This is a genomic window from Clostridium sp. CM041 (assembly GCF_055081035.1).
In genome coordinates this window covers 1272186-1292687 of record NZ_CM143648.1, presented here as the reverse complement: position 1 = coordinate 1292687, position 20502 = coordinate 1272186, and the positions used below count along the sequence as shown (strand labels likewise).

At 31.0% G+C, this 20502-nt stretch carries 19 protein-coding genes and 1 tRNA gene; 14 read left to right on the top strand and 6 right to left on the bottom strand.

Annotated elements, in window-relative coordinates:
• Entirely contained in the window at positions 1-957 is a 957-nt protein-coding gene (locus ACWJJT_RS06170; protein WP_220320531.1) for an ABC transporter ATP-binding protein, read from the top strand.
• The gene (locus tag ACWJJT_RS06165; protein ID WP_220320530.1) at positions 948-1703 is read left to right on the top strand and encodes an ABC transporter permease; all 756 of its coding nucleotides are present in this window, start codon (positions 948-950) and stop codon (positions 1701-1703) included. Before ACWJJT_RS06170 ends, ACWJJT_RS06165 begins: the two co-directional genes overlap by 10 nt.
• Positions 1704-2135: 432 nt before the next feature.
• Here the strand turns inward: ACWJJT_RS06165 and ACWJJT_RS06160 are convergent, their stop codons facing one another.
• Positions 2136-2339, bottom strand: coding sequence for a recombinase family protein (locus ACWJJT_RS06160; protein ID WP_216304650.1), 204 nt, complete (start codon positions 2337-2339; stop codon positions 2136-2138).
• A 463-nt stretch (positions 2340-2802) separates the two neighbouring features.
• Here ACWJJT_RS06160 and ACWJJT_RS06155 point away from each other — a divergent pair, with 463 nt between their 5' ends.
• The 5 genes from ACWJJT_RS06155 (at position 2803) to ACWJJT_RS06135 (ending at position 8386) form a co-directional block, all read left to right on the top strand.
• Positions 2803-4233, top strand: coding sequence for an aldehyde dehydrogenase family protein (locus ACWJJT_RS06155; RefSeq protein WP_220287620.1), 1431 nt, complete (start codon positions 2803-2805; stop codon positions 4231-4233).
• A 199-nt stretch (positions 4234-4432) separates the two neighbouring features.
• On the top strand, positions 4433-5176 hold the full coding sequence (gene adc / locus ACWJJT_RS06150; protein ID WP_220287621.1) for an acetoacetate decarboxylase: 744 nt from the start codon (positions 4433-4435) through the stop codon (positions 5174-5176).
• A 183-nt stretch (positions 5177-5359) separates the two neighbouring features.
• Positions 5360-6820 (top strand): IS1182 family transposase, encoded by a 1461-nt coding sequence (locus tag ACWJJT_RS06145; protein WP_268064022.1) that lies wholly within the window; start codon positions 5360-5362, stop codon positions 6818-6820.
• A gap of 388 nt (positions 6821-7208) precedes the next feature.
• Positions 7209-7655: a DUF2268 domain-containing putative Zn-dependent protease gene (locus tag ACWJJT_RS06140; protein WP_220287622.1), complete on the top strand. Its 447-nt coding sequence runs from the start codon at positions 7209-7211 to the stop codon at positions 7653-7655.
• Entirely contained in the window at positions 7652-8386 is a 735-nt protein-coding gene (locus ACWJJT_RS06135) for a MerR family transcriptional regulator (protein WP_462956364.1), read from the top strand. The genes ACWJJT_RS06140 and ACWJJT_RS06135 overlap by 4 nt, the downstream gene beginning before the upstream one ends.
• A 223-nt stretch (positions 8387-8609) precedes the next feature.
• On the opposite strand, the gene ACWJJT_RS06130 is transcribed toward ACWJJT_RS06135, so the two are convergent.
• A complete protein-coding gene (locus tag ACWJJT_RS06130) occupies positions 8610-9107 on the bottom strand; it encodes a GNAT family N-acetyltransferase (protein WP_220287624.1) in 498 nt (165 codons plus the stop codon).
• A gap of 356 nt (positions 9108-9463) precedes the next feature.
• Between ACWJJT_RS06130 and ACWJJT_RS06125 the strand changes: the two genes are divergently transcribed.
• Positions 9464-10147 carry a helix-turn-helix domain-containing protein gene (locus ACWJJT_RS06125; RefSeq protein WP_462956363.1) on the top strand — a complete coding sequence of 228 codons (684 nt, stop codon included), beginning with the start codon at positions 9464-9466 and terminating at the stop codon, positions 10145-10147.
• Positions 10051-10998, top strand: a complete 948-nt coding sequence (locus ACWJJT_RS06120; RefSeq protein ID WP_462956750.1) for an IS3 family transposase — start codon at positions 10051-10053, stop codon at positions 10996-10998. The genes ACWJJT_RS06125 and ACWJJT_RS06120 overlap by 97 nt, the downstream gene beginning before the upstream one ends.
• A gap of 92 nt (positions 10999-11090) precedes the next feature.
• Here ACWJJT_RS06120 and ACWJJT_RS06115 read toward each other — a convergent pair whose 3' ends face one another.
• Complete coding sequence (locus ACWJJT_RS06115; protein ID WP_220287652.1) at positions 11091-11702, bottom strand: hypothetical protein; 612 nt, start codon at positions 11700-11702, stop codon at positions 11091-11093.
• Positions 11703-12124: 422 nt separating this feature from the next.
• Positions 12125-12209 (bottom strand) — tRNA-Leu (locus ACWJJT_RS06110).
• 305 nt (positions 12210-12514) lie between these two features.
• On the opposite strand from ACWJJT_RS06110, the gene ACWJJT_RS06105 reads away from it, so the two are divergent.
• The 4 genes from ACWJJT_RS06105 to ACWJJT_RS06090 all read left to right on the top strand — a co-directional run bounded on the left by ACWJJT_RS06105 (position 12515) and on the right by ACWJJT_RS06090 (position 18302).
• Positions 12515-13666 carry a DnaD domain-containing protein gene (locus ACWJJT_RS06105; RefSeq protein ID WP_220287647.1) on the top strand — a complete coding sequence of 384 codons (1152 nt, stop codon included), beginning with the start codon at positions 12515-12517 and terminating at the stop codon, positions 13664-13666.
• A gap of 268 nt (positions 13667-13934) precedes the next feature.
• Complete coding sequence (locus tag ACWJJT_RS06100; protein WP_220287645.1) at positions 13935-15017, top strand: XdhC family protein; 1083 nt, start codon at positions 13935-13937, stop codon at positions 15015-15017.
• Positions 15018-15258: 241 nt separating this feature from the next.
• Complete coding sequence (locus tag ACWJJT_RS06095) at positions 15259-16386, top strand: IS256 family transposase (protein ID WP_258280770.1); 1128 nt, start codon at positions 15259-15261, stop codon at positions 16384-16386.
• A 1394-nt stretch (positions 16387-17780) separates the two neighbouring features.
• Positions 17781-18302, top strand: coding sequence for a hypothetical protein (locus ACWJJT_RS06090; RefSeq protein ID WP_220287643.1), 522 nt, complete (start codon positions 17781-17783; stop codon positions 18300-18302).
• A 799-nt stretch (positions 18303-19101) separates the two neighbouring features.
• Here ACWJJT_RS06090 and ACWJJT_RS06085 read toward each other — a convergent pair.
• Together ACWJJT_RS06085 and ACWJJT_RS06080 are read right to left on the bottom strand one after the other, a co-directional pair.
• Positions 19102-19296, bottom strand: a complete 195-nt coding sequence (locus tag ACWJJT_RS06085) for a helix-turn-helix transcriptional regulator (RefSeq protein WP_220287654.1) — start codon at positions 19294-19296, stop codon at positions 19102-19104.
• Positions 19286-19501 (bottom strand): hypothetical protein, encoded by a 216-nt coding sequence (locus tag ACWJJT_RS06080; RefSeq protein WP_220287640.1) that lies wholly within the window; start codon positions 19499-19501, stop codon positions 19286-19288. Before ACWJJT_RS06080 ends, ACWJJT_RS06085 begins: the two co-directional genes overlap by 11 nt.
• Before the next feature lie 428 nt (positions 19502-19929).
• On the opposite strand from ACWJJT_RS06080, the gene ACWJJT_RS06075 reads away from it, so the two are divergent.
• Positions 19930-20496 carry a tyrosine-type recombinase/integrase gene (locus tag ACWJJT_RS06075; protein ID WP_220287639.1) on the top strand — a complete coding sequence of 189 codons (567 nt, stop codon included), beginning with the start codon at positions 19930-19932 and terminating at the stop codon, positions 20494-20496.
• Positions 20497-20502: the final 6 nt, after the last annotated feature.

Genomic DNA, 20502 nt, shown 5'->3' with positions numbered 1-20502 from the left:
ATGTCTGCAATTGTAATTGATAAATTGGTTAAACAGTATAAGAACGGCGTCAAGGGCTTAGACGATTTAAGTTTGGAAGTAAACTGCGGAGAAATTTTTTCTTTGCTTGGACCAAATGGTGCAGGAAAGTCTTCGCTTATCAACATACTAACAACACTTTACAAGCCTACATCTGGAACTGTAACCATGTTAGGTAAAGATTTATGCAAGGAACCCGCTTGGATTCGTACACAGATTGCCTGTGTTTCACAGCGCGTTTCTATTGATGATCACCTATCTCTTATGGAAAATATGATATTTCAAAGCAGGCTCTACAAGGTGGACAATGTTACAGCAAAAAAAAGGATAAACATCCTTATTGACAGTTTCGGACTGTCGAAGTATTTGAAATACCCGGTTGCTTCCTATTCCGGCGGAGTAAAGCGTCGATTGGATATTGCAATGAATATGGTATCAATGCCTAAAATACTTTTTTTAGACGAACCAACGGTTGGTATGGATGTCGCTTCCAGAAAGGCCATGTGGGAAATCGTTCAAAAAATCCGGGATGATTTTAAAACAACGATTTTTTTGACCACCCATTATCTTGATGAAGCTGATCAACTTAGCGATACAATTTGTATTATGAAAGAAGGCCACGGATTGATACAGGAAACTCCTGGAAATCTGAAGCAATATATAAGACAAAATATACTCCGCATTGGTTTTTATGAGAAGAAAAAAGCGGAAGAATGTGCGGAGATACTTGCTAAAGCACATATACTTCCGTCAATAAACATCCGTAAATACTCGATTTTTGCGGATGCTGGAGATGATCGAAAAACTTTTGAAGATATTAACAAGTGGCTTCTGGAAAAGAGGGTCTCTTTTGAGGCGATAGAAATAGTACAGCCCAGCCTTGAAGATGTGTTCTTGAAGTTAACTGGGTATGGCGAAGAGGTGAGTAAATGGAGATAATAAATATATTATGGCGCAATATAAAGTGGCGATTTCAGAACCCTATTTCAATACTACTTACAATTATACAGCCTCTTATTTGGTTAGTATTATATAGTTCAATCGCGGAACAGTCCATGAAGAATATATCAGGCGGCAACTATACTTCGTTTATGCTACCTGGTATCATGGTGCTTGTTACACTCGCATGCTGTAGTAGCGGCGGTTATATCAATTTTATTATGAAATCCAATGGTAGCTTCTACAGGATATTGATAGCGCCTGTAAAACGAAGCTCCATTGTTCTGGGACAAATACTGGAAGCAGTTTTAGTTTCATTCATTGAAATAGCCATCATGCTTGTTCTATCTATATTTTTGTCAGTACGTATTGCATCTGGATTTATTGGATTGTTTCTGATGATACCTCTTATTTTTCTTACGGCATTTTTTATGTCGGGGTTATCTTATGCTATTAGTATGTGTTTGCCCAATGAAACAATTTATGAAACCATCATGAATCTGATTGTACTTTCCATCTTCTTTACAAGCACAGCATTATTTCCCATGGAAAGTATATCTGGAGGCTTAAAAATTGCGGTAATGATAAATCCTTTCACTCATATTATAAACTGCCTGCGGAGTTTGATTTTGGGAACTTCTATTGATTGGCAAAACTTATTACTTGTGACAGTGATATTTATCTGTCTTTGCTCAATCAGTTTTGTATTGGCATTTTGGAGACTGAAAAAAGAAACTGTTAATTAATTAAAGTGATTTACGTTAGAGTTAATCACTTGTTTTACAAATTTCATATATTTCGTCGCAAGTAATCCTATATCTAATGCTATGGGATTACTTGGCTTTATTGTATAGTGATATTCTAAAAGTAACACAATACCAATTGAGTTAATTTCACATTGAGGCTATAGAGTAGATATGAGCATAGGTGTAGCATCAACATTTTCGAATTCATTGGCTGTACCCTAATTAGCAATAACATCTCTTATTCCATAATTATTCAGTATGATTCTTCTTATAAATTTTGTTGTTCTGTTATAGCTTAAATCTTACATTACATATTGAAAGATATATCAATATGTAATTAATTTATCACTTTATTTTAGTTCTATTGAGTTGACAATTTTAAATTAGGTCTACCCAACTTAATTCCCTTCTCATTAGCATTCTTTAGTACCTCTATAACTCTACCATGTATTTTTTTCCTTTCCTTGTTAATACTTTATACTGTTTTCTTTCAAAGTCCTTACCACTTGCTCTATCCTCGAATGTAACTTTATATTCAATGTTATTAGATACAGCATATTGTTCTAGGGCTTCATGTTGCCTGTCTGTGTTTTGTTCCTTGGTGCTAACTCTTATATAAGTATATATATTTTTCATCCTTTACAACTCCCACGAATTATTTACCATGATTTTATTGTAATGGGTACCATAAAACATATCAAACCACATTTGTTTAAATCATTAAAAATCTAGTTGCCTAAAAACTATGAATTTTTAGGAAGAATCATTCTTTACAGATCATATGATAAAAATATCTCACCTTAGTGTAGTTTGGTATCGTTTAAAATGCCTGTCATTACATTTATTACATTTATATACTATTTTTGGCTTAATTAGTGGTAATATCCTATTTGTACAGAAATAAAACATCTTATTCACTAAAACATGTTTGTTATAAAATGAATAGCACTACGCCAATTTTTTATTGAATATCGATGGTTAGAAATAATTCTATACTATTATTATAATTTCCAGTTATCTTTATCATTTTGTAGTTAGTTGAAATACTAGAAATTCATTAAAAACTAAATGCAAAATTAATTATTCGAGGAGGAAAACTATGATGAAAGATGTATTAGTATCACCACAAACAAAAGATTTAAATGTAATAACAAATGTTGAAGGTACCGAATTTAAGCAAGCTAACAATGAGGGTTTATATTTAGGAGTGTTCGAAGACGTTAAAATTGCTATTGCCAAAGCAATATATGCACAAAAGGCGTTGACTATTTCTTATAATAAAGAAGATAGAGAACGACTTATAAGAAGTATAAGAAAGGCTACATTGGAAAATAAAGAGATACTCTCAAGAATGATTTTAGAAGAAACAAAAATGGGACGATATGAAGATAAAATATTAAAACATGAATTGGCAGCTAAATATACTCCGGGTACAGAAGATCTAACTACTACAGCTTGGTCTGGAGACCACGGGCTTACCGTAGTAGAGATGTCTCCATATGGGGTCATAGGTGCGATAACACCCTCCACAAATCCAACGGAAACTGTTATTTGCAATAGTATAGGTATGATAGCTGCCGGAAATTCTGTCGTGTTTAATGGACATCCAGGGGCAAAAAAATGTGTTGCATTTGCTGTAGATATGATAAATAGAGCCATCATCTCTTCTGGTGGTCCAGAAAATTTAGTAACTACTGTAGAAAACCCAACTATGGAATCCTTAGGTGTAATTATGAAACACCCATATATAAAACTTTTATGTGGGACTGGAGGACCAGGATTAATAAAAACACTTTTGAATTCAGGTAAAAAAGCTATAGGTGCAGGTTCCGGAAATCCTCCTGTTATAGTAGATGATACTGCAGATATAGAGAAAGCCGCAAAAAGCATCATAGAAGGTTGTTCTTTTGATAACAATTTACCTTGTATTGCAGAAAAAGAAGTGTTTGTTTTTGAAAATGTAGCAAATGATTTAATAAATAATATGATTCAAAACAATTCTGTACTTCTAAACAAAGAGCAAGTATCAAGGTTATTAGATTTAATACTAATAAAGAAAGATGAGAAAAGTTATAATTGCAACAAAAAACTAGAATATGATATAAATAAAAAATGGGTAGGAAAAGATGCAAAATTATTTTTAGATCAAATAGATGTAGAAGTCCCTACTAACGTAAAATGTATAATATGCGAGGTAGATACAAATCATCCTTTTGTAATGACAGAGCTTATGATGCCAATACTTCCAATTGTAAGAGTTAAAGATATTGATGAAGCTATAGAGTGTGCAAAAATAGCGGAACAAAATAAACGACATAGTGCATATATATATTCAAAAAATATTGATAATTTAAATAGATTTGAAAAAGAAATAGATACAACTATTTTTGTAAAGAATGCTAAATCCTTTGCTGGAGTAGGTTTTGGTGCAGAAGGATTTACAACATTCACTATTGCTGGACCTACTGGTGAAGGAATAACCTCTGCAAGAAATTTTACAAAACAAAGGAGATGTGTGCTTGCAAACTAACTTTTTAATGAAGCCGGTGCATTTACAAACCATGGCAGGGAGATACAACCATTGATGAAATTAATTTCGTGACAGAAGCAAATTTAATTATTCCAAATGATATAAAGATTATGGATGTATAAAAATTTGCATTTCAAAATATAGTACTTGTAAAAAAATGTGTTGATAGTAATAAATAAGAAAAGAGAGTGATCATTTTATGTTAGAAAGTGAAATATCTAACCACATTACAACACCACTTACTGCTCCATCATTTCCTAGAGGACCCTATAGATTTCATAACCGTGAATATCTTAATATAGTATACCGTACAAGTGCTGATGCCTTACTAAAAGTTGTACCGGAACCTTTATCTTTAGATTTAGATGAACCTTTAGTTAGAGTTGAAATGATGTATATGCCGGATGTAAGTGGATTAGGTGCTTATACAGAATGTGGCCAGGTTATTCCTGTAAGTTTTAATGGTATAAAAGGTGACTATTTGCATATGATGTATTTAGATAATTATCCGGCTATTGCCGTTGGTAGAGAACTTAGTGCCTACCCTAAAAAACTTGGTTATCCAAAACTATTTGTTGATTCAGATACATTAGTTGGTACATTAGATTACGGAAAATTAAGAGTATTAACTGCTACGATGGGATATAAACACCAATCTTTAGATATAAATGAGGCACGCAATGAAATTTGCCGACCTAATTTTATGCTGAAAATTATACCTAATTATGATGGGACTCAAAGAATTTGCGAGCTCATATCTACACAAATTACGGAGATTACTATAAATGAGGCATGGACTGGTCCTGCAAGATTACAATTATTCGATCATGCTATGGCACCATTTAATGACCTACCTGTAAAAGAAATAGTATCCTGTTCTCATATTCTTACGAACTTAACCCTTCCTACGCCTAAAGTTGTATATGATTATCTAAAAAAATAGTTATAATATATCACTGCATAAAAAAATATCACCAACTGACGAGGCCACTGAAAAACTATATGAAAAATCGTCATCTAATTAAAGATGGCGATTTTTTTATATAAAAGACTAAAAAACAAAAAGGAATTTTAAAAGATATGTCGAATTAGTATAGTAGAATAAAATAAAAGGGGCTAAACTATTATGCTAAAAGGACAATTGGAAATAAAAATAAATACATACCATAGCTTATATTCGTTAATTATTCCGAAAGATAACATTTTAAAGCAAATTAATGACCTTGTTGACTTTTCATTTGTTTATGACGAATTGATGATTAACTATAGTTCATCTATGGGTAGAGGTGCTATTAACCCCATAATGCTATTTAAATATTTACTTTTGAAAGTAATATATGAATTGTCTGATGAAGATGTTGTTGAAAGAACTCTTTATGACATGTCCTTTAAATATTTTCTAAATTTAGCCCCAGAAGAAACAAATTTAATAAACTCAAGTACACTAACTAAATTTAGAAAGCTTCGCCTTAAAGACATGAATTTATTGGATTTATTAATAAACAAGACTGTAGAACTTGCTATAAAAGAGGGAGTTTTAAAAAGTAAAGCAATAATAGTTGATGCTACGCATACCAAGTCACGTTATAACCAAAAGTCAGCAAGCGAGGAATTATTGAAACGTGCAAAAAACTTAAGAAAAACATTGTACGGAGTACATCCTGGTATTAAAGAAGAGTTACCTAATAAAGTTACAACTGGAGTACTTGAAGATATTCTTGAGTACTGCAAATTATTAATTGATACCATAAACGAGAAGCCAGAAACTGCAGCAAATCCAGCTGTGAAAACTAAATTAAACTACTTAATTGAAGCTATTAATGATGACTTAGAAAATCTAAAAATATCAAAAGATGAGGATGCAAAAGTGGGGCATAAAACTGAGGATAGTTCTTTTTTTGGATATAAATCACACCTTGCTATGAGTGAAGAACGTTTAATTACAGCAGCTGTTATTACAACTGGCGAAAAAAGTGATGGAAAGGAGCTCATAACCTTAATAGAAAAAAGCCGTGAGGCTGGTATAGATGTAAATGAAGTAATTGGAGATACAGCTTATTCTGAAAAGAAAAACCTAGAATATACAAAAGAAAATAAAATTGCATTAATTTCAAGACTAAATCCTGTAATTTCACAAGGAATGCGAAAAAAAGAAGATGAATTTGAGTTTAATAAAGATGCTGGTTTATTTGTATGTCCGGCAGGTCATATGGCTATTAAAAAAGCAAAACAGGGAAAGAAGAATGTTGGTAAAAATCAAGTGCTAACCTACTATTTTAATGTAGAAAAGTGTAAAAATTGTGTTCATAAAGATGGGTGTTATAAAGAAGGCGCTAAATCTAAAACTTATTCAGTTTCAATAAAGTCAAATACTCACAAAGATCAAATAGAGTTCGAAAAAAGTGAATATTTTAAAAAACGAGCTAGGGAACGTTATATGATAGAGGCTAAAAACAGTGAACTTAAGCACCAACATAGCTATGATGTAGCAATATCGTCAGGCTTAATTAGTATGCAAATGCAAGGTGCATTATCAATCTTCACTGTGAATCTAAAGAGAATAATTAAGTTGAAAAGCATGAAATAGGGCTTTTAAAACTTAATTATAAAATAAAAAGCATGAGATATCCAAAATATGAATATCTCATGCTTTTTCTATTCAAGCTTGAAAACTCTACTAAATAAAGAGTGCTTTTTTCAGCGGCCTCCCAACTGACAGGTGGTATTTTTTTTGCATTTTTAAATAATAGATTTGTGGAATAAATTAAGGATATTCTAAAAAAAAGGTACTAACAAGGCAAGAGCTAGACACTCCTGATAATTCACATAAGCATCTGGTTATATTTTTAAAGATATATATTCAATAACTTCTTTAATAGTTTTAAAAGCATCACTAGATTTAATTTTGTTATTGACTCTAACGTAACGTAATAGTTTATTGTATAACTATACTAAAAAGAAAAGAGGTAAAAAAAGTGAAAGTTACAGCAATTAGATCCGATGAAATCTATAAAAAAATGATTTCCTCAAAGCTTGAGCAGCGAGATGACATCTATCGATATGAACTGATGAAACCATTTGAATTTAAGTGGTCATGTATTGGTATTCCAATTAAAGCGGATCAGTCAGGTGGTTACGATGTTGTTATGGCAAGCAGTATGGGTGGTGGATTTTCACCAAGCCAAATTAACAGGGAACGTTTGAACAATAATGACTTCAATAAACTTTCAGCATTTCTCTATGGCGATGAAATTATGGCCATGCGTGGTGTAAAGCCAGTTGGTATGCCTTATTGCGCAGGATATGCTTGTGGCTATTATCTAATCAAGCATTATCTTAAAAAGACGGGTAAAACAATATTTGAAGCTACAATTACACCAACTATTGATATTTTAAAGGAAACAGAGGATTTTTGGAATTGAAGATTAATGAAATTGCAAAATTAACTGGAGTTACAGTAAGAACACTGCATTATTATGATGAAATAGGATTACTTAAACCGAGCCAAATTACTGAAGCATGTTATCGCTTATATGATGAAAATGCCCTTGCTGAATTGCAACAGATATTATTTTTCAAAGAGTTGGAATTTTCGCTTAGTGAAATTAAGGATATTATTACAAATCCTACATTCAATAAAACAGAAGCACTAAAAAATCACAAAGAGTTACTTATTAAAAAGCGTGAACGAATTGATAATCTGATAACTCTTGTAGACAATACAATAAAAGGAGAAAATAACATGAGTTTTAAAGAATTTGATATGACAGAAATTGAAAGTGCCAAAAATAAATATGCAAAAGAGGTTAAAGAACGTTGGGGGAAATCTGATGCCTATATCGAAAGTGAGAAAAAATGTAACAATTATAGTAAAAATCAGTGGCAGGAAATAAACGAGGAATTCAGAGATATTTTAAAAGCCTTCGCTACCAATATGAATAATAAAACTCAAGACAGCGAAGAGGTTCAAGCACTTGTTAAAGAGTGGCAGAGTTTTATCACAGCAAGATGGTACAACTGTACAAATGAAATTTTGCAGTGCCTTGGTCTTATGTATGTTGGAGATGAACGTTTTAAGAAAAACATTGACCAGAATGGTGAGGGAACAGCAGAATTCCTCTCACAGGCAATTGCAATTTACTGCACAAAATAAGTATAACTTTTAGTTGTAACCGGCAATCACAAAGGGGAAGATTTAGGCAAACTAAAAGGGTGAATTTCTTCCAGTTCAAAAACTAAGGTTGGTGTAGCGAACTATAGAATAATGGATATACGTTTATAAAATTTGTTTTGGGGATATATGTATTAATGTGTATTTTGTAGGAAATATTGGCTGGCCCCTAAAACAATATAAAAACATCGAGAACCATCTGTACCTAAATTAATTTTAGTAGCATTAAATAGTCATCTTTTTTTTCAGCTATAATTTCAAATCCTACAGCCTTATACATTCTCACTGCATAATTACCTTTGGATACACTCAATGATGTTTGGCTGTATCCTTTTTCCTTCAAGTATTCTATCATCTTTTTCATCAAAGATGTTCCTATCCCTTGATTTTGATATTCTTTTATCAGCGAAATAGAAAACTCTGGGGTTTTATCATCTATGTTCCCATAGCCTTTTATTTCACCTGCTAAAATCCTAACCCATACAGCACCAATTATAATACCTTCAACATCTGCCACTAAGCAGTGATCGTCCTTCTTTTTAAGAAAATCATCGATGTATACACTAATTTCAGGTATTTTGAGTACCTCTCTTGTCAAAGGCTCACTTCCAACTGGTAGATATATTGCTCCAAACAACATCATTTCAAGTATATCAAGTTCAGTCTCTTTTATTTCTCTAATAATATATTTCTCTTTTCTCATTTCAAAATCACCCCACAAAATATTTATCCCATACTTAATTGCAATTTTCTCTTTTTGTCTGGAAATATTATACCATAATATACTTATATTATAAACCTATAGCATCTACTAACACGGACTGTATATAGAAACTGTCGCAAGGGGGTATATATATCGACCTAAAATACTCAACAAAATGGTTATAATATACCTTAGTTCACTTTCTAAAATAAAAACCGGAACTTTTAATTTAGGCCATGTTTAATCACAATGTTGATAATATGACAATTTTTAAGGGAAACCAAAAATGATATGCTCCCCTTATGGTAGACAGTTAAAATAATAAAACTGTTTACTATAAGGAGGGCTATTTTTTTATGGGAAGAAAATCAACTATATCAGACCAACAAAAAATTAAGGCTGTAACATCATATTTAAATGGAAAAGCTAGTATGTTAAGTTTATGCAACAAACTTCAAGTACATAAGAGTTCTTTTCAAAAATGGGTAATACGATATAAATCAGAAGGTGAAGCTGGGTTAAAACATTCTAGCAAAAATACTTCTTATACTGCCAAAATCAAGATTAATATTGTAAAAGAATATCTTGATGGGCATGGCTCACTGAATGATTTATGCATTAAGTATCATATTTCGTCAAATACAGTTTTATGCAATTGGATAAAGAAGTATAATGGTCATGAAAACATAAAATCTTCTGGAACAGGAGGAAAAATAATCATGACCAAAGGACGCAAAACTTCTTATATTGAACGCATTGAAATCATAAAGTACTGTATTGAAAATAATAACAGTTATAATAAAACTGTTGAAAAATATAAGGTATCTTATCCTCAGATTTATACCTGGATGAAGAAGTATAATCAGTTTGGTATTGAAGGGCTTTTGGACCGACGTGGAAAGCCAAAGGCTGAAGAGTTAATGACAGAAGATGAAAGGCTAAAATCTCAATACAAGCTTTTAGAAGCACAAAACAGAAGATTACGGATGGAGAATGCTCTTCTAAAAAAAATCCAAGAGATAGAAAGAAGGCGATATTAAGCGAAGCTAGATACGAAGATACTTATCTTGCAATCCAAGAATTATCTAACAAAGATAAATTTCCTATAACTGAGTTGTGCATTATAGGCGGCGTTAGCCATTCTGCATATTATAAATGGCTACACAGAGAAAAAAGTAACCGAGTATTGAAAAACGAAGAATTATTAAAGCTTATTTGTGAGTTATATGAGGAAAAAGACGGTATCTTAGGCTATCGCCAGATGACGATTAAAATCCGTAGAGAATATAATAAAAAAGTTAATTATAAACGAATTTATCGTCTGATGCAGATATTAGGATTAAAATCCGTATGCAGAAAAAAAAGATATAATTATATTAAGTCAACTCCTGAAGTTACTGCAGAAAATATTTTGGATAGAAATTTTAAAGCAGAACAAGTCAATAAAAAACAAAAGGCTTATCTAAGTGCAATATTTGATTTAGGTGATAGAAGTATTGTTTCATATGTCATTGGTCATTCTAATAATAACCAATTGGTTTATCAAACCTTTAATCTTGCTGTTAAAGTATACCCTGATGCTAAACCAATATTTCATAGTGACCGAGGTTTCCAGTATACTTCAAAAATATTTAAAGAAAAACTAAAAAAAGCTGGAATGATACAGAGCATGTCGAGGGTTGGGCATTGTATTGATAATGGTCCAATGGAAGGATTTTGGGGAATCTTAAAAACAGAAATGTATTATCTTCATAAATTTGAAGACTATGAAAGCTTAAAGAAATCGATTGAAGACTATATAGAATATTATAATAATAGACGTTATCAAAAACGTTTAAAGTGCATGACACCAATGGAATATCAGCGATATCTATTAGGTAATGCAGCATAAATAAAGCGCCTACCAAATGATAGACGCCTTACATAAAATCTTTAATTATTTCCACTGTCTACTTGACAGGGGGCAGTTCAAAATGGATTCCCTTAATTTACATGAGAAAGCTCTTTATAGTACGCTAAAAGCAAATCCTTCTGATTTTCAGGGCAGTAAATAGTAATAGTACTTCCTATAGCGATAGTACTTTCTATAGTATATAACTTAAATCCCTTTTCATTAATAACTGGATATAATGTTGAAGTATCGTCACGAGCAGATAGTGAACTCATAATTTTGTCTAATGTTTCATCGGCTGACTTATACCTGATATTAGCAACTGGTTTCCCAAGCTCCCATGTATCCGATGAGCCTGAATATACTACTATAGCAACGTAGGTAGTACCATCCATTTTAAAATTCTCAATTCTATCACCATCATATCCCCAGTATACAATTTTGCCCGATTCTGCTATGATAACATCTTTTGAGCTACTTTTGTTTCCTGACCTCACTGCACCAATCCAACCAATAGGAATCAGCTCTATTAAAAGACTTATGATTAAAAAAATTATTGGAATAACAATATATCGTTTTTTAGTAGTCTTGCCTTTCCGCTTTTTTACTCTCCATATAATTATAAATATTACGTTTAGCATTATAAAGAACAATGCTAAAAAAAATACAACAACCATTATTAAGAAAAATACTAATCCCACCATTACGCCACCCTTCTAATTTGGGTATATACAGAAATTTATGCTTAATTCTATTATTGTATCCTCATTCAATTATACAATATAGTACTATAAATGAGCAAATATCATAACATCTTTATATATAAATTGCTTCTCTGATTTTAAAATCTTTTAACTTTGTATCAGAATGAGATGTGTGTGACTGAACTAAAAGATGTTTAGTCTTTTCAGCATCATTCTCTATGATTACCACGCTTAACCAACCATTTATCATACATTTAGAATATAATATCCACTTTTTAATATCTTTCTTAATGTTGATGATGAAATTTTCTGCGTAAATTGAACCTACAAAACTACCCCCTAAGCCTATTTTAACTCGCCTTAAATTACGAGTTGTTAATTTAATTAAAAAATAAAAAGCATTCATAAAATGAGTGTTTTTTTGGTGCAGATTACAGGAATCGAACCTGCATGCCGTAAAGCGCTAGACCCTGATTCTAGTGCGTCTGCCAATTCCACCACATCTGCAAAAATGGTGAGCCTTATGGCAATCAAATTTCTACAATGTTTTGTTTTGCTTAAACTAAATAAAGAAAACCCAAAGTTAAATTAGTATAATAAGTATATTATAAACGTTTTATCTAATTCAGGATTATTATGTAACATAATCTGGACGTAAATTTAAAAAGATTTATAAAAAACTTAAAAATATTTAGTATTAGGGGACTCGGATTTGCAATTCTCGTGGCTATTATATATAGGGCTTAATTAAAAGGTGTTAATAGTGTAGATTTGCAGGTGATGATTTAATTAATATTAAGGAGGATTAACTAATGGCTAAATACAGACAGATTTATACAGAATTTTGGAGTGATAGCTTTGTGTTTGAACTTACACCAGAGGAAAAATACTTTTATTTATATCTTATTTCAAATACCAAAACAACACAGTGTGGTATTTATGAAATATCAAAAAAACTTATAGCTACAGAAACTGGGTACAACAGAGATACTGTAGATAAGCTAATTAAAAGATTCTGTGAGTATAACAAACTCTTATACTGTAATGATACGAAAGAGATTATGCTGTTAAATTGGATGAAGTATAACGTACCTAACAATATAAACGCTATTAAATGTGTTCATCACGAGTTATCCAGGGTTAAAAATAAAGAATTTCTTAAAATTTTATTTAAAAAATGTGATGTAGCTCAATTAGATGTAGCGAAAATTTTCGAGAACCTCATTATAGAGGAATCTTTTGATATTAATTTTACTGATGATAGAACTTCTGTAAATTGCTACTTAGAAAAAGTGGACAATCATCCTATAAACTTTACTTTAGAAAGCAGCTCTAATGTAATTCCCATGAAAACAGAAAATATAGAAGACCAAGATAATAATGATTTTCTGAAAAAGGAAGAAATTCAGGAGCCACGTGAATTCATAATTAACAAGGATATTAGTAGGGGCTTACAAGGCCCTTATAAGGGGCTACCAAGTAATAGAATAAGAAGTAATAAAGAAGAATTAATAAATAAAGAACAAGAATTAATAAATAAAGAAGAAGCATTAACTAAAGAAGAAGCAATAGTCATAAAATATAGAAATAATTCTGCTGCTGCTGAGGGCTTAAAAAGTGTACTTAAGGTATTTGAAGAAAATGTACATGCTATCACGCCTTTGGTGTATGAAAAAATATTAGATTTTGCAAAGCAGGTAAGTAGCAAAGTTATCATTATGGCTATTGATGAGGCTGTAGAATATAATGCTAAAACTATAAAGTACATCACTAAAGTACTCAATAGCTGGATAAGTAAAGGCATAAAAACTTCTGAGCAGGTAATATTCTATCAAAAACAGTGGGCGAGTAAAAAGAGTGGCAGCTCAAGCCCTAATGTGAAAAATGGTGGCTTCTGCGACTATGATCAAAGAACATATGATTTCGATCTTCTAGAAAAACAGCTATTAGGACAAGTATACTGATTAGTTATCTTTGGATATTCCCTTAATAACGAATTTTATATTCCAGAGATATGGGTTCAAAGAAATAGTATTAATTATATGATGAAAGGTTTATTGGAAATGAATTTTCAGTTTTTGTTGTTAACAATATATCCAGCAATGTTATTGAAATTTTAGGATATATTGTTATAATAAAGTAATAGTTTGTTGGTTAATTCGCTTGTTTATAGACATAAATAACTTATCAAAGGTGAATTTCAAATGATAATAAACTTGGAGGAATGAAATCATGAATGTAGATACCTATAAAAATTTACTGGATAAAGTGGGCTCAGGAAATAATGCTGTTATTATTACAATGTTGGATAACAAAAATTGTGGAAATAAACCATCTCAGAACAAAACACTTTTTACAAAGGAAAGTCTGAATTCCCATAATCGAATATCTGATTTAGATGAATTACTTTACCAAAAGGCAAACTATGCAATAGAAACTGGAATTCTTCAGCTTGTTAAAATTAGTGAAAGTGAAGCTTATTTAATTGAACCATATTTTCCAGAACCACGCTTGATAGTTTTAGGTGGTGGACATATAGCTAAGCCCTTAGCTGAATTTGGTTCAAAAGTAGGTTTTTCAGTTACAGTTATCGATGACAGACCATCATTTGCTAATAGTGAACGATTTCCTACTGCTAAAAAAGTGATTTGTGAGAGTTTCGAGAACTGTTTCGACTTAATTAGTTTAAACAATTCTGCCTATGTTGTTATTGTAACTAGAGGTCATAGGCATGATATGGATTGTCTCAGACAAGTTTTAAAACATGATACTGCATATGTTGGAATGATTGGTTCAAAACGGCGAGTTAAAAGCGTCATGGAGCAAATGGTAAATGAAGGATATACTCAAGAGAAGTTAAACAAAGTCAATGCCCCTATAGGTCTTGAGATAGGAGCAGTAACACCAGAAGAGATAGCGTTTTCTATTATATCTCAGGTCATCAGTTATAGACGACTCGGTGATATAACCAATAGTATTAATAGGCATACGAAAAGTAATTGGCCGGAATTTGACAATGAAGTGTTGATGGAATTGTGCAAAGAAGAAAATTCTCCAAAGGCAATCATTACAATCATTTCTACGAAAGGTTCCGTTCCAAGAAATGCAGGAGCTAAAATGCTTGTATGGCCTTATGGTAAGATTTTAGGGAGTATCGGCGGAGGGTGTAGCGAAGGCACGATAATTAATGACGCCCGTAACTTACTCGGAAATGGTGGGTATCAAATTCAAAACATAGATATGACAGGCGCCATCGCTGAAGACGAAGGGATGGTATGTGGAGGAATCATGGAGGTAATAATAGAGGCTTTTTAAACATCACGATAACGATCGCATTTATTTTTAGTTAAATAAAATATACTTGTCCATATCTAAAGTTACAATTAAAATAATTACAAAAGCTATAAGTCTTAATCCTCTTCTTGGTTTTTTATTAGGCCTGCAAATAATTTTGTGTAAACAGGATAAAAAGCACTTTTTCTTGGCAATAATTGAGATAAGCTAATTATCAAAGATTGCAAGGAGGAGTATTTTTATGTCAAACATTTAGAAAGATATTTTAAGGGATTATATCAACGAGCAAAAGTTTACAAGTCCAAATGAGGTTTTAACTGCTATGAAAAGTATGTTTAGAGACGTTCTTCAGGAGACATTAGAAGCAGAAATGGATTCGCAACTTAGATATGATAAATATGATATATCCGAAAAACAAACTCCAAACAGTAGAAATGGTGAATTTGAGCCTAAAATATTGCCTAAGTATCAAAGAAATATAACTGGTATCGAAGATAAAATAATGGCGCTCTATGCAGCTGGAATGACTACAAGGGACATATCAGAGCAAGTGAAAAATCTATATGAGGTTGAGATATCTGCTGAAATGGTTTCGAATATAACAAACAGAATTATGCCTGTAGTTACAGAGTGGCAAAATAGGCCACTTGAAAAAACGTACTCTTTTATTTTTATGGATGCAATTCACTACAAAGTACGTGACGACAAGCATATCATAATCAAGGCAGCCTACGTTGTTTTAGGTGTAAATATGGATGGCGAAAAAGAGGTGCTTGGTATTTGGATAGGAGCAAATGAAAGCAGTAAGTTCTGGCTTTCAGTGCTTAATGACCTTAGAAACAGAGGCCTTAAGAACGTTTTGGTGTTCTGTGTCGATGGCTTAAGTGGCTTCAAGGAAGCAATAGGCGCGGTATATCCTTTTGCAAAGATACAACGATGCCTAATTCATCAATTAAGAGCAAGTATGAAATATATACCACATAAAGACAATAAGGCATTTGCTAAAGATTTGAAAGCCGTTTATGGCTCAGTAAATAAAGATTTTGCACTAGAAAATTCAAATTTTGCTAAAGAAAAATGGGGTAGTAAATATCCAAATGCAATAAAAAGTTGGGAAGATAATTGGGATAATATCATAACTTTCTTTGTATTTCCAGATTATATTCGTAGAATTATATATACCACAAATGCTATAGAGAGTCTTAACAGTCAATTTAGAAAAGTTACGAAGACAAAGCTTATATTCCCGAACGATGATAGTCTTATGAAGATGCTATATTTGGCAACTGAAAAGGTAAGTAAGAAATGGACTAGAGTATATGCAAATTGGGACCTTGTTATCAGCCAGCTCAATATATTATTTAGTGAGATCCTAAATGAAGGAGCGTAGCTTTGGGACTCCGTCCCCCAAACCCCTAAGGGTTTTACATTATCGAAGACCCTTTCATAAGAAAGACTATCAGTAACCCTATAACCTTTAATTTTTGCCCACTTTATATATCTATCATAAGTACTCATGCCTTGATCACACGATGATTTTGATACAGTTTTAAATAGTTTAAGTAATGTTTCTTTTAATTGGTCATCTGTAAAATTGAAAAACTCATTTTTATTTTTAGGTTGTCTTTCGTACATAATAAGCTCATTTAAAAAATGTTTAGATTGAATTCTACTTGCGTCTTTATTAGAAGCATATTCCTCTTTAATAAAAGCTTGTTTATAAGCTATCACTATTTTTATCCCCCTAAATTAAATCTTTATTGTAATTATATACTTTAAAATGTAATTAATTCATATTAGGGTGATTAAGTACTATCAAACTGCTTGGAAATTTATGAAAGGTAAGTTAAAATAATAATACTAAATATTTATTATTGTATTATAAAGATATAAACCATGCATAAAAGTAGTGTATATTCTCAATTAGACACCTTTTATGCAGTTAAATAGAGCCTTATTGCATACGGAAAAAGTATGAATGAGGGTATATGCTAGATATAGGTACATAACAAATGACGTGAAATTATGTTTTCACGACATTGTGTAAACCCTTATATATATTTTTTTAATATGGGGTGGGGCTCGCAAAGCGTAAATTTACAACGTTAAGCCAGTTATTTCAATTTGATACTATTATTTTAATGTTCTGACTTAGAATTAATATGTAATAGTTCTAACTCAAAAAAGAATATAATATCAATGTAAAGCATTGATATATCTAGGGTTTAATCACTAAATGATAAAGCTCTTATTTTTTTGCTCAAAACAAGTTAGTTAAAGTACAAGTATAGTATTGATAATGCTAACTAAGATAGTAATATAAAATCTTCGATAAAAATATTAAATTAATACTGGTATATTCAATATTTACTTTAAATATATCACTATTTGATAATACGTGTCTTAATGTGGTGAATTTACGCTTTGCGGTTACTATTTCAACATTGACAAAACATATACTGTGGTATAAGATTACATTAGCTCAAATTATGACATTTTATGTTTTATAATCATTTTATACCATTTATATACATAGCGTTGCCGTACTTAGGATAATTGATATTTAACATGATAATGTCACACACAATCTATTTGTTAATTAATACCACTATAGTAAGCACCTTAAATTCTACCAACTTTGTTAAGTGGTTTTTTAAAAATATAAGGAGCTTTAAAATTTTTGTTTGAAATTTTAGGAGGGCGAATAAAAGTTATCCCTCCGGGATTGAGATATATGGATGTTTAAGGGTTTCCAAATTCTATTAATATATTAGGGGGAAAAGTATGAATAAAAATATCTTATTAAAAAAAATAATACCAATTTTAACAAGTGTAATGATTAGTACTACATTAATACCAACAGTTAATGTTTTTGCTGCTGAAACTTCTACTGAAATCATGGTGAAGGATACAAATTACACCGAATTAACCAATTGTGAACTAGATCAAATAATAAATTCTACTGCATCAGAAATTTTACAAGAAGCACCTATACAAAATCCTACAGAAACTAACTCAAGACCAAAACGAGGAGTTGCAACAGTAGCATCAAAACTAATTAAAAAGTTAGGGAAACACTATGTAAAAGTAGTTTTGCCTAAAAAAATATATCATGCATTTCCAAGAGCGCTTGCAGCTAAAGTTTCAGAAGGAGCCTTTGTTGGAGCTTTTAATACTTACGTTCTAATGGGACCACTTGATGAAGTGCATAGTATAGTTACAGATTATTTGTCAAAATATGTTCCACATGTATTAGCTAGTACTTGTGGTTATATTGCACAAGGTATAGTTTATGCTGTAATTTAGAATGATTAATAGTTCTTTAAATTTCTAATGGTATACATATAGAAACTGTATTTATTTTAAATGAACTAATTAAATTTATCGTATGTTTAATTATATTTATTATTTTAAATATTTGTTATGAATATATTTAAAAGCAATTAAGTAAAGCCTTATGATTTCTACTTTTACATATTAGAGATAATTGAAACGCGACAAAAACTACGCAAATTCATATTGCGTAGTTTTTGTTATAATAAACCTTTTTATTATTTACTTGTTATTTTGTTTCTCAAACAATCCTTAGTTGAAAAAGGAAAATAGTTTACAGCGATTATAAGGGAGGGGAGGTTATTGTATCGTATTGGGCTGTCTGAAGAGAGTAAATATATATTAGATAATGAAAAGGTGACATAAATATCATCAAAACAATATGATCAAGCTCAAAATATAACTAATATGGGTAATATAATGATTTAGAGGCTCAAAGCAATTAAATAAGATTATCGAGATTCTAAAATTTAAAGTTATATCTTTAAATTTTATGAGCAAAAAGCTTATATTAGTGATGAAATTAATGACCTAGAAAAAATATTAAGGTGAGGCTAACAACATAGAAGTACGATGGGTAGAGCTAATATCTTTGGCAAAACCTTACTTACTTTAAAAAGCAGTAAGGGGTGGCGTACGCAAAAATGATATTTCGTACGCTAAGAAAAACACAGCCCCATAAATGTAATTATTTTACTCTATAGAGCTGTAATCACGTAGTTTTTTGTCTAATAAATTACATTTGTTTTTTATATTAGATTTATTTTTCTTTTTAACCTTCAAGTATAAATAATTTTTCTACAGTAGTGTTTAATAGTTTAGCAAGGTTCATAGCTAATTCCAGAGTTGGGTTATACTTCTCATTTTCAATCGCATTAATGGTTTGCCTTGTAACGCCAAGCGTAGTCGCTATATCCTCCTGTCTAAATCCAAGTTGTTTTCTTAATCCTCTTATATTATTTTTCATCTTTTCCAAGTTTCCATTTCAAAAAAGATTGAATTCCTATAAGAACAAGATTTTGAGATGTTAAAAGAATAAATGCTAATCCAAATGTTCTTGTCTGAATGAACTCATAGATAACCCAAATTGCTAAAAATAGGGTTGTATAAGCCAAAGCCCATTTCATCGCTTTTAATGTAATACTCAGTTCCATTTCATCCATTTTTTTCATAAAAATCACTCCCTTGTTTAAATTATAATAATTAACTTACCCACTACTAAAATAACTATAGAACATAACAACGCACCAATAAATTTTCTTATACTAATATCCATAATGTAAAAAGTTTTTTACATTTTCATTTTAACACTAACCTTAACAAAATGTAAATAGTTTTTTACTTTTATTAATTGTGGTATAAGAATAATTTATAGATTAAGTGACAAGATTCTTAAATTTTATCATAAATGAATGTACTATTTTATATAAAATCATACATTCGTAAAAACAGCATAAAGCGTTGATATATAAAGGCTTATAGTAGATTTAACTAAAGCCTTTTTTCTTATTGTGTATTTGAATGTATTGTTTCCTATGATATATTATAAATATAGTACATTGAATTTGTGCCCTTTAGGACACTTTTTAGGAGTGAATTTATGATAGTAGAACCCATAAAAGATAAAAAAAAGATAAATGATTTTCTTACTTTTCTAAAAGGAAAGAATGAAAGGGACTGGATTATGGCCAAGTTCCAGTTAAACACTGGACTTAGAATAAGCGATGTAGTTAAGGTGAAGGTAAGTGATATTCTAACGGAAAAGTTTAATTTCAAAGATTATTTTGTGCTGCAGGAGCAAAAGACAAATAAAGAAAAGAAGATAAAGCTTAATGACAGCATTAAAACAGCGTTAAGTACCTATATAAAACAAAATAAGCTTGGACACAATAATTATATCTTTAGAAGTAGAAAGGGCTTAAATGAGCATATAAGTGTTACACAAGCCTATAGATTATTAAAAATTGCAGCTGTAAGTATAGGTATAGAAAACTTCGGTACCCATTCTTTAAGAAAGACCTGGGGTTATTGGACCTACAAAGTAAGTAGATATAATATAGGGTTAATTATGGACACATTCAATCACAGTAGCCAGAAGATCACATTAAGATACATAGGAATAGATCAGGGGGCTAAGGATGAACTTTATAGCTTAGTTCAATTTTAACAAAGG

Bases quoted from the DNA above. Each gene is read 5' to 3' on its own strand.
- ACWJJT_RS06170 (WP_220320531.1), top strand. From the start codon at position 1: ATGTCTGCAATTGTAATTGATAAATTGGTTAAACAGTATAAGAACGGC.
- ACWJJT_RS06165 (WP_220320530.1), top strand. From the start codon at position 948: ATGGAGATAATAAATATATTATGGCGCAATATAAAGTGGCGATTTCAG.
- ACWJJT_RS06160 (WP_216304650.1), bottom strand. From the start codon at position 2,339: ATGAAAAATATATATACTTATATAAGAGTTAGCACCAAGGAACAAAAC.
- ACWJJT_RS06155 (WP_220287620.1), top strand. From the start codon at position 2,803: ATGATGAAAGATGTATTAGTATCACCACAAACAAAAGATTTAAATGTA.
- adc (WP_220287621.1), top strand. From the start codon at position 4,433: ATGTTAGAAAGTGAAATATCTAACCACATTACAACACCACTTACTGCT.
- ACWJJT_RS06145 (WP_268064022.1), top strand. From the start codon at position 5,360: ATGCTAAAAGGACAATTGGAAATAAAAATAAATACATACCATAGCTTA.
- ACWJJT_RS06130 (WP_220287624.1), bottom strand. From the start codon at position 9,107: ATGAGAAAAGAGAAATATATTATTAGAGAAATAAAAGAGACTGAACTT.
- ACWJJT_RS06125 (WP_462956363.1), top strand. From the start codon at position 9,464: ATGGGAAGAAAATCAACTATATCAGACCAACAAAAAATTAAGGCTGTA.
- ACWJJT_RS06115 (WP_220287652.1), bottom strand. From the start codon at position 11,702: ATGGTGGGATTAGTATTTTTCTTAATAATGGTTGTTGTATTTTTTTTA.
- ACWJJT_RS06105 (WP_220287647.1), top strand. From the start codon at position 12,515: ATGGCTAAATACAGACAGATTTATACAGAATTTTGGAGTGATAGCTTT.
- ACWJJT_RS06100 (WP_220287645.1), top strand. From the start codon at position 13,935: ATGAATGTAGATACCTATAAAAATTTACTGGATAAAGTGGGCTCAGGA.
- ACWJJT_RS06090 (WP_220287643.1), top strand. From the start codon at position 17,781: ATGAATAAAAATATCTTATTAAAAAAAATAATACCAATTTTAACAAGT.
- ACWJJT_RS06085 (WP_220287654.1), bottom strand. From the start codon at position 19,296: ATGAAAAATAATATAAGAGGATTAAGAAAACAACTTGGATTTAGACAG.
- ACWJJT_RS06080 (WP_220287640.1), bottom strand. From the start codon at position 19,501: ATGAAAAAAATGGATGAAATGGAACTGAGTATTACATTAAAAGCGATG.
- ACWJJT_RS06075 (WP_220287639.1), top strand. From the start codon at position 19,930: ATGATAGTAGAACCCATAAAAGATAAAAAAAAGATAAATGATTTTCTT.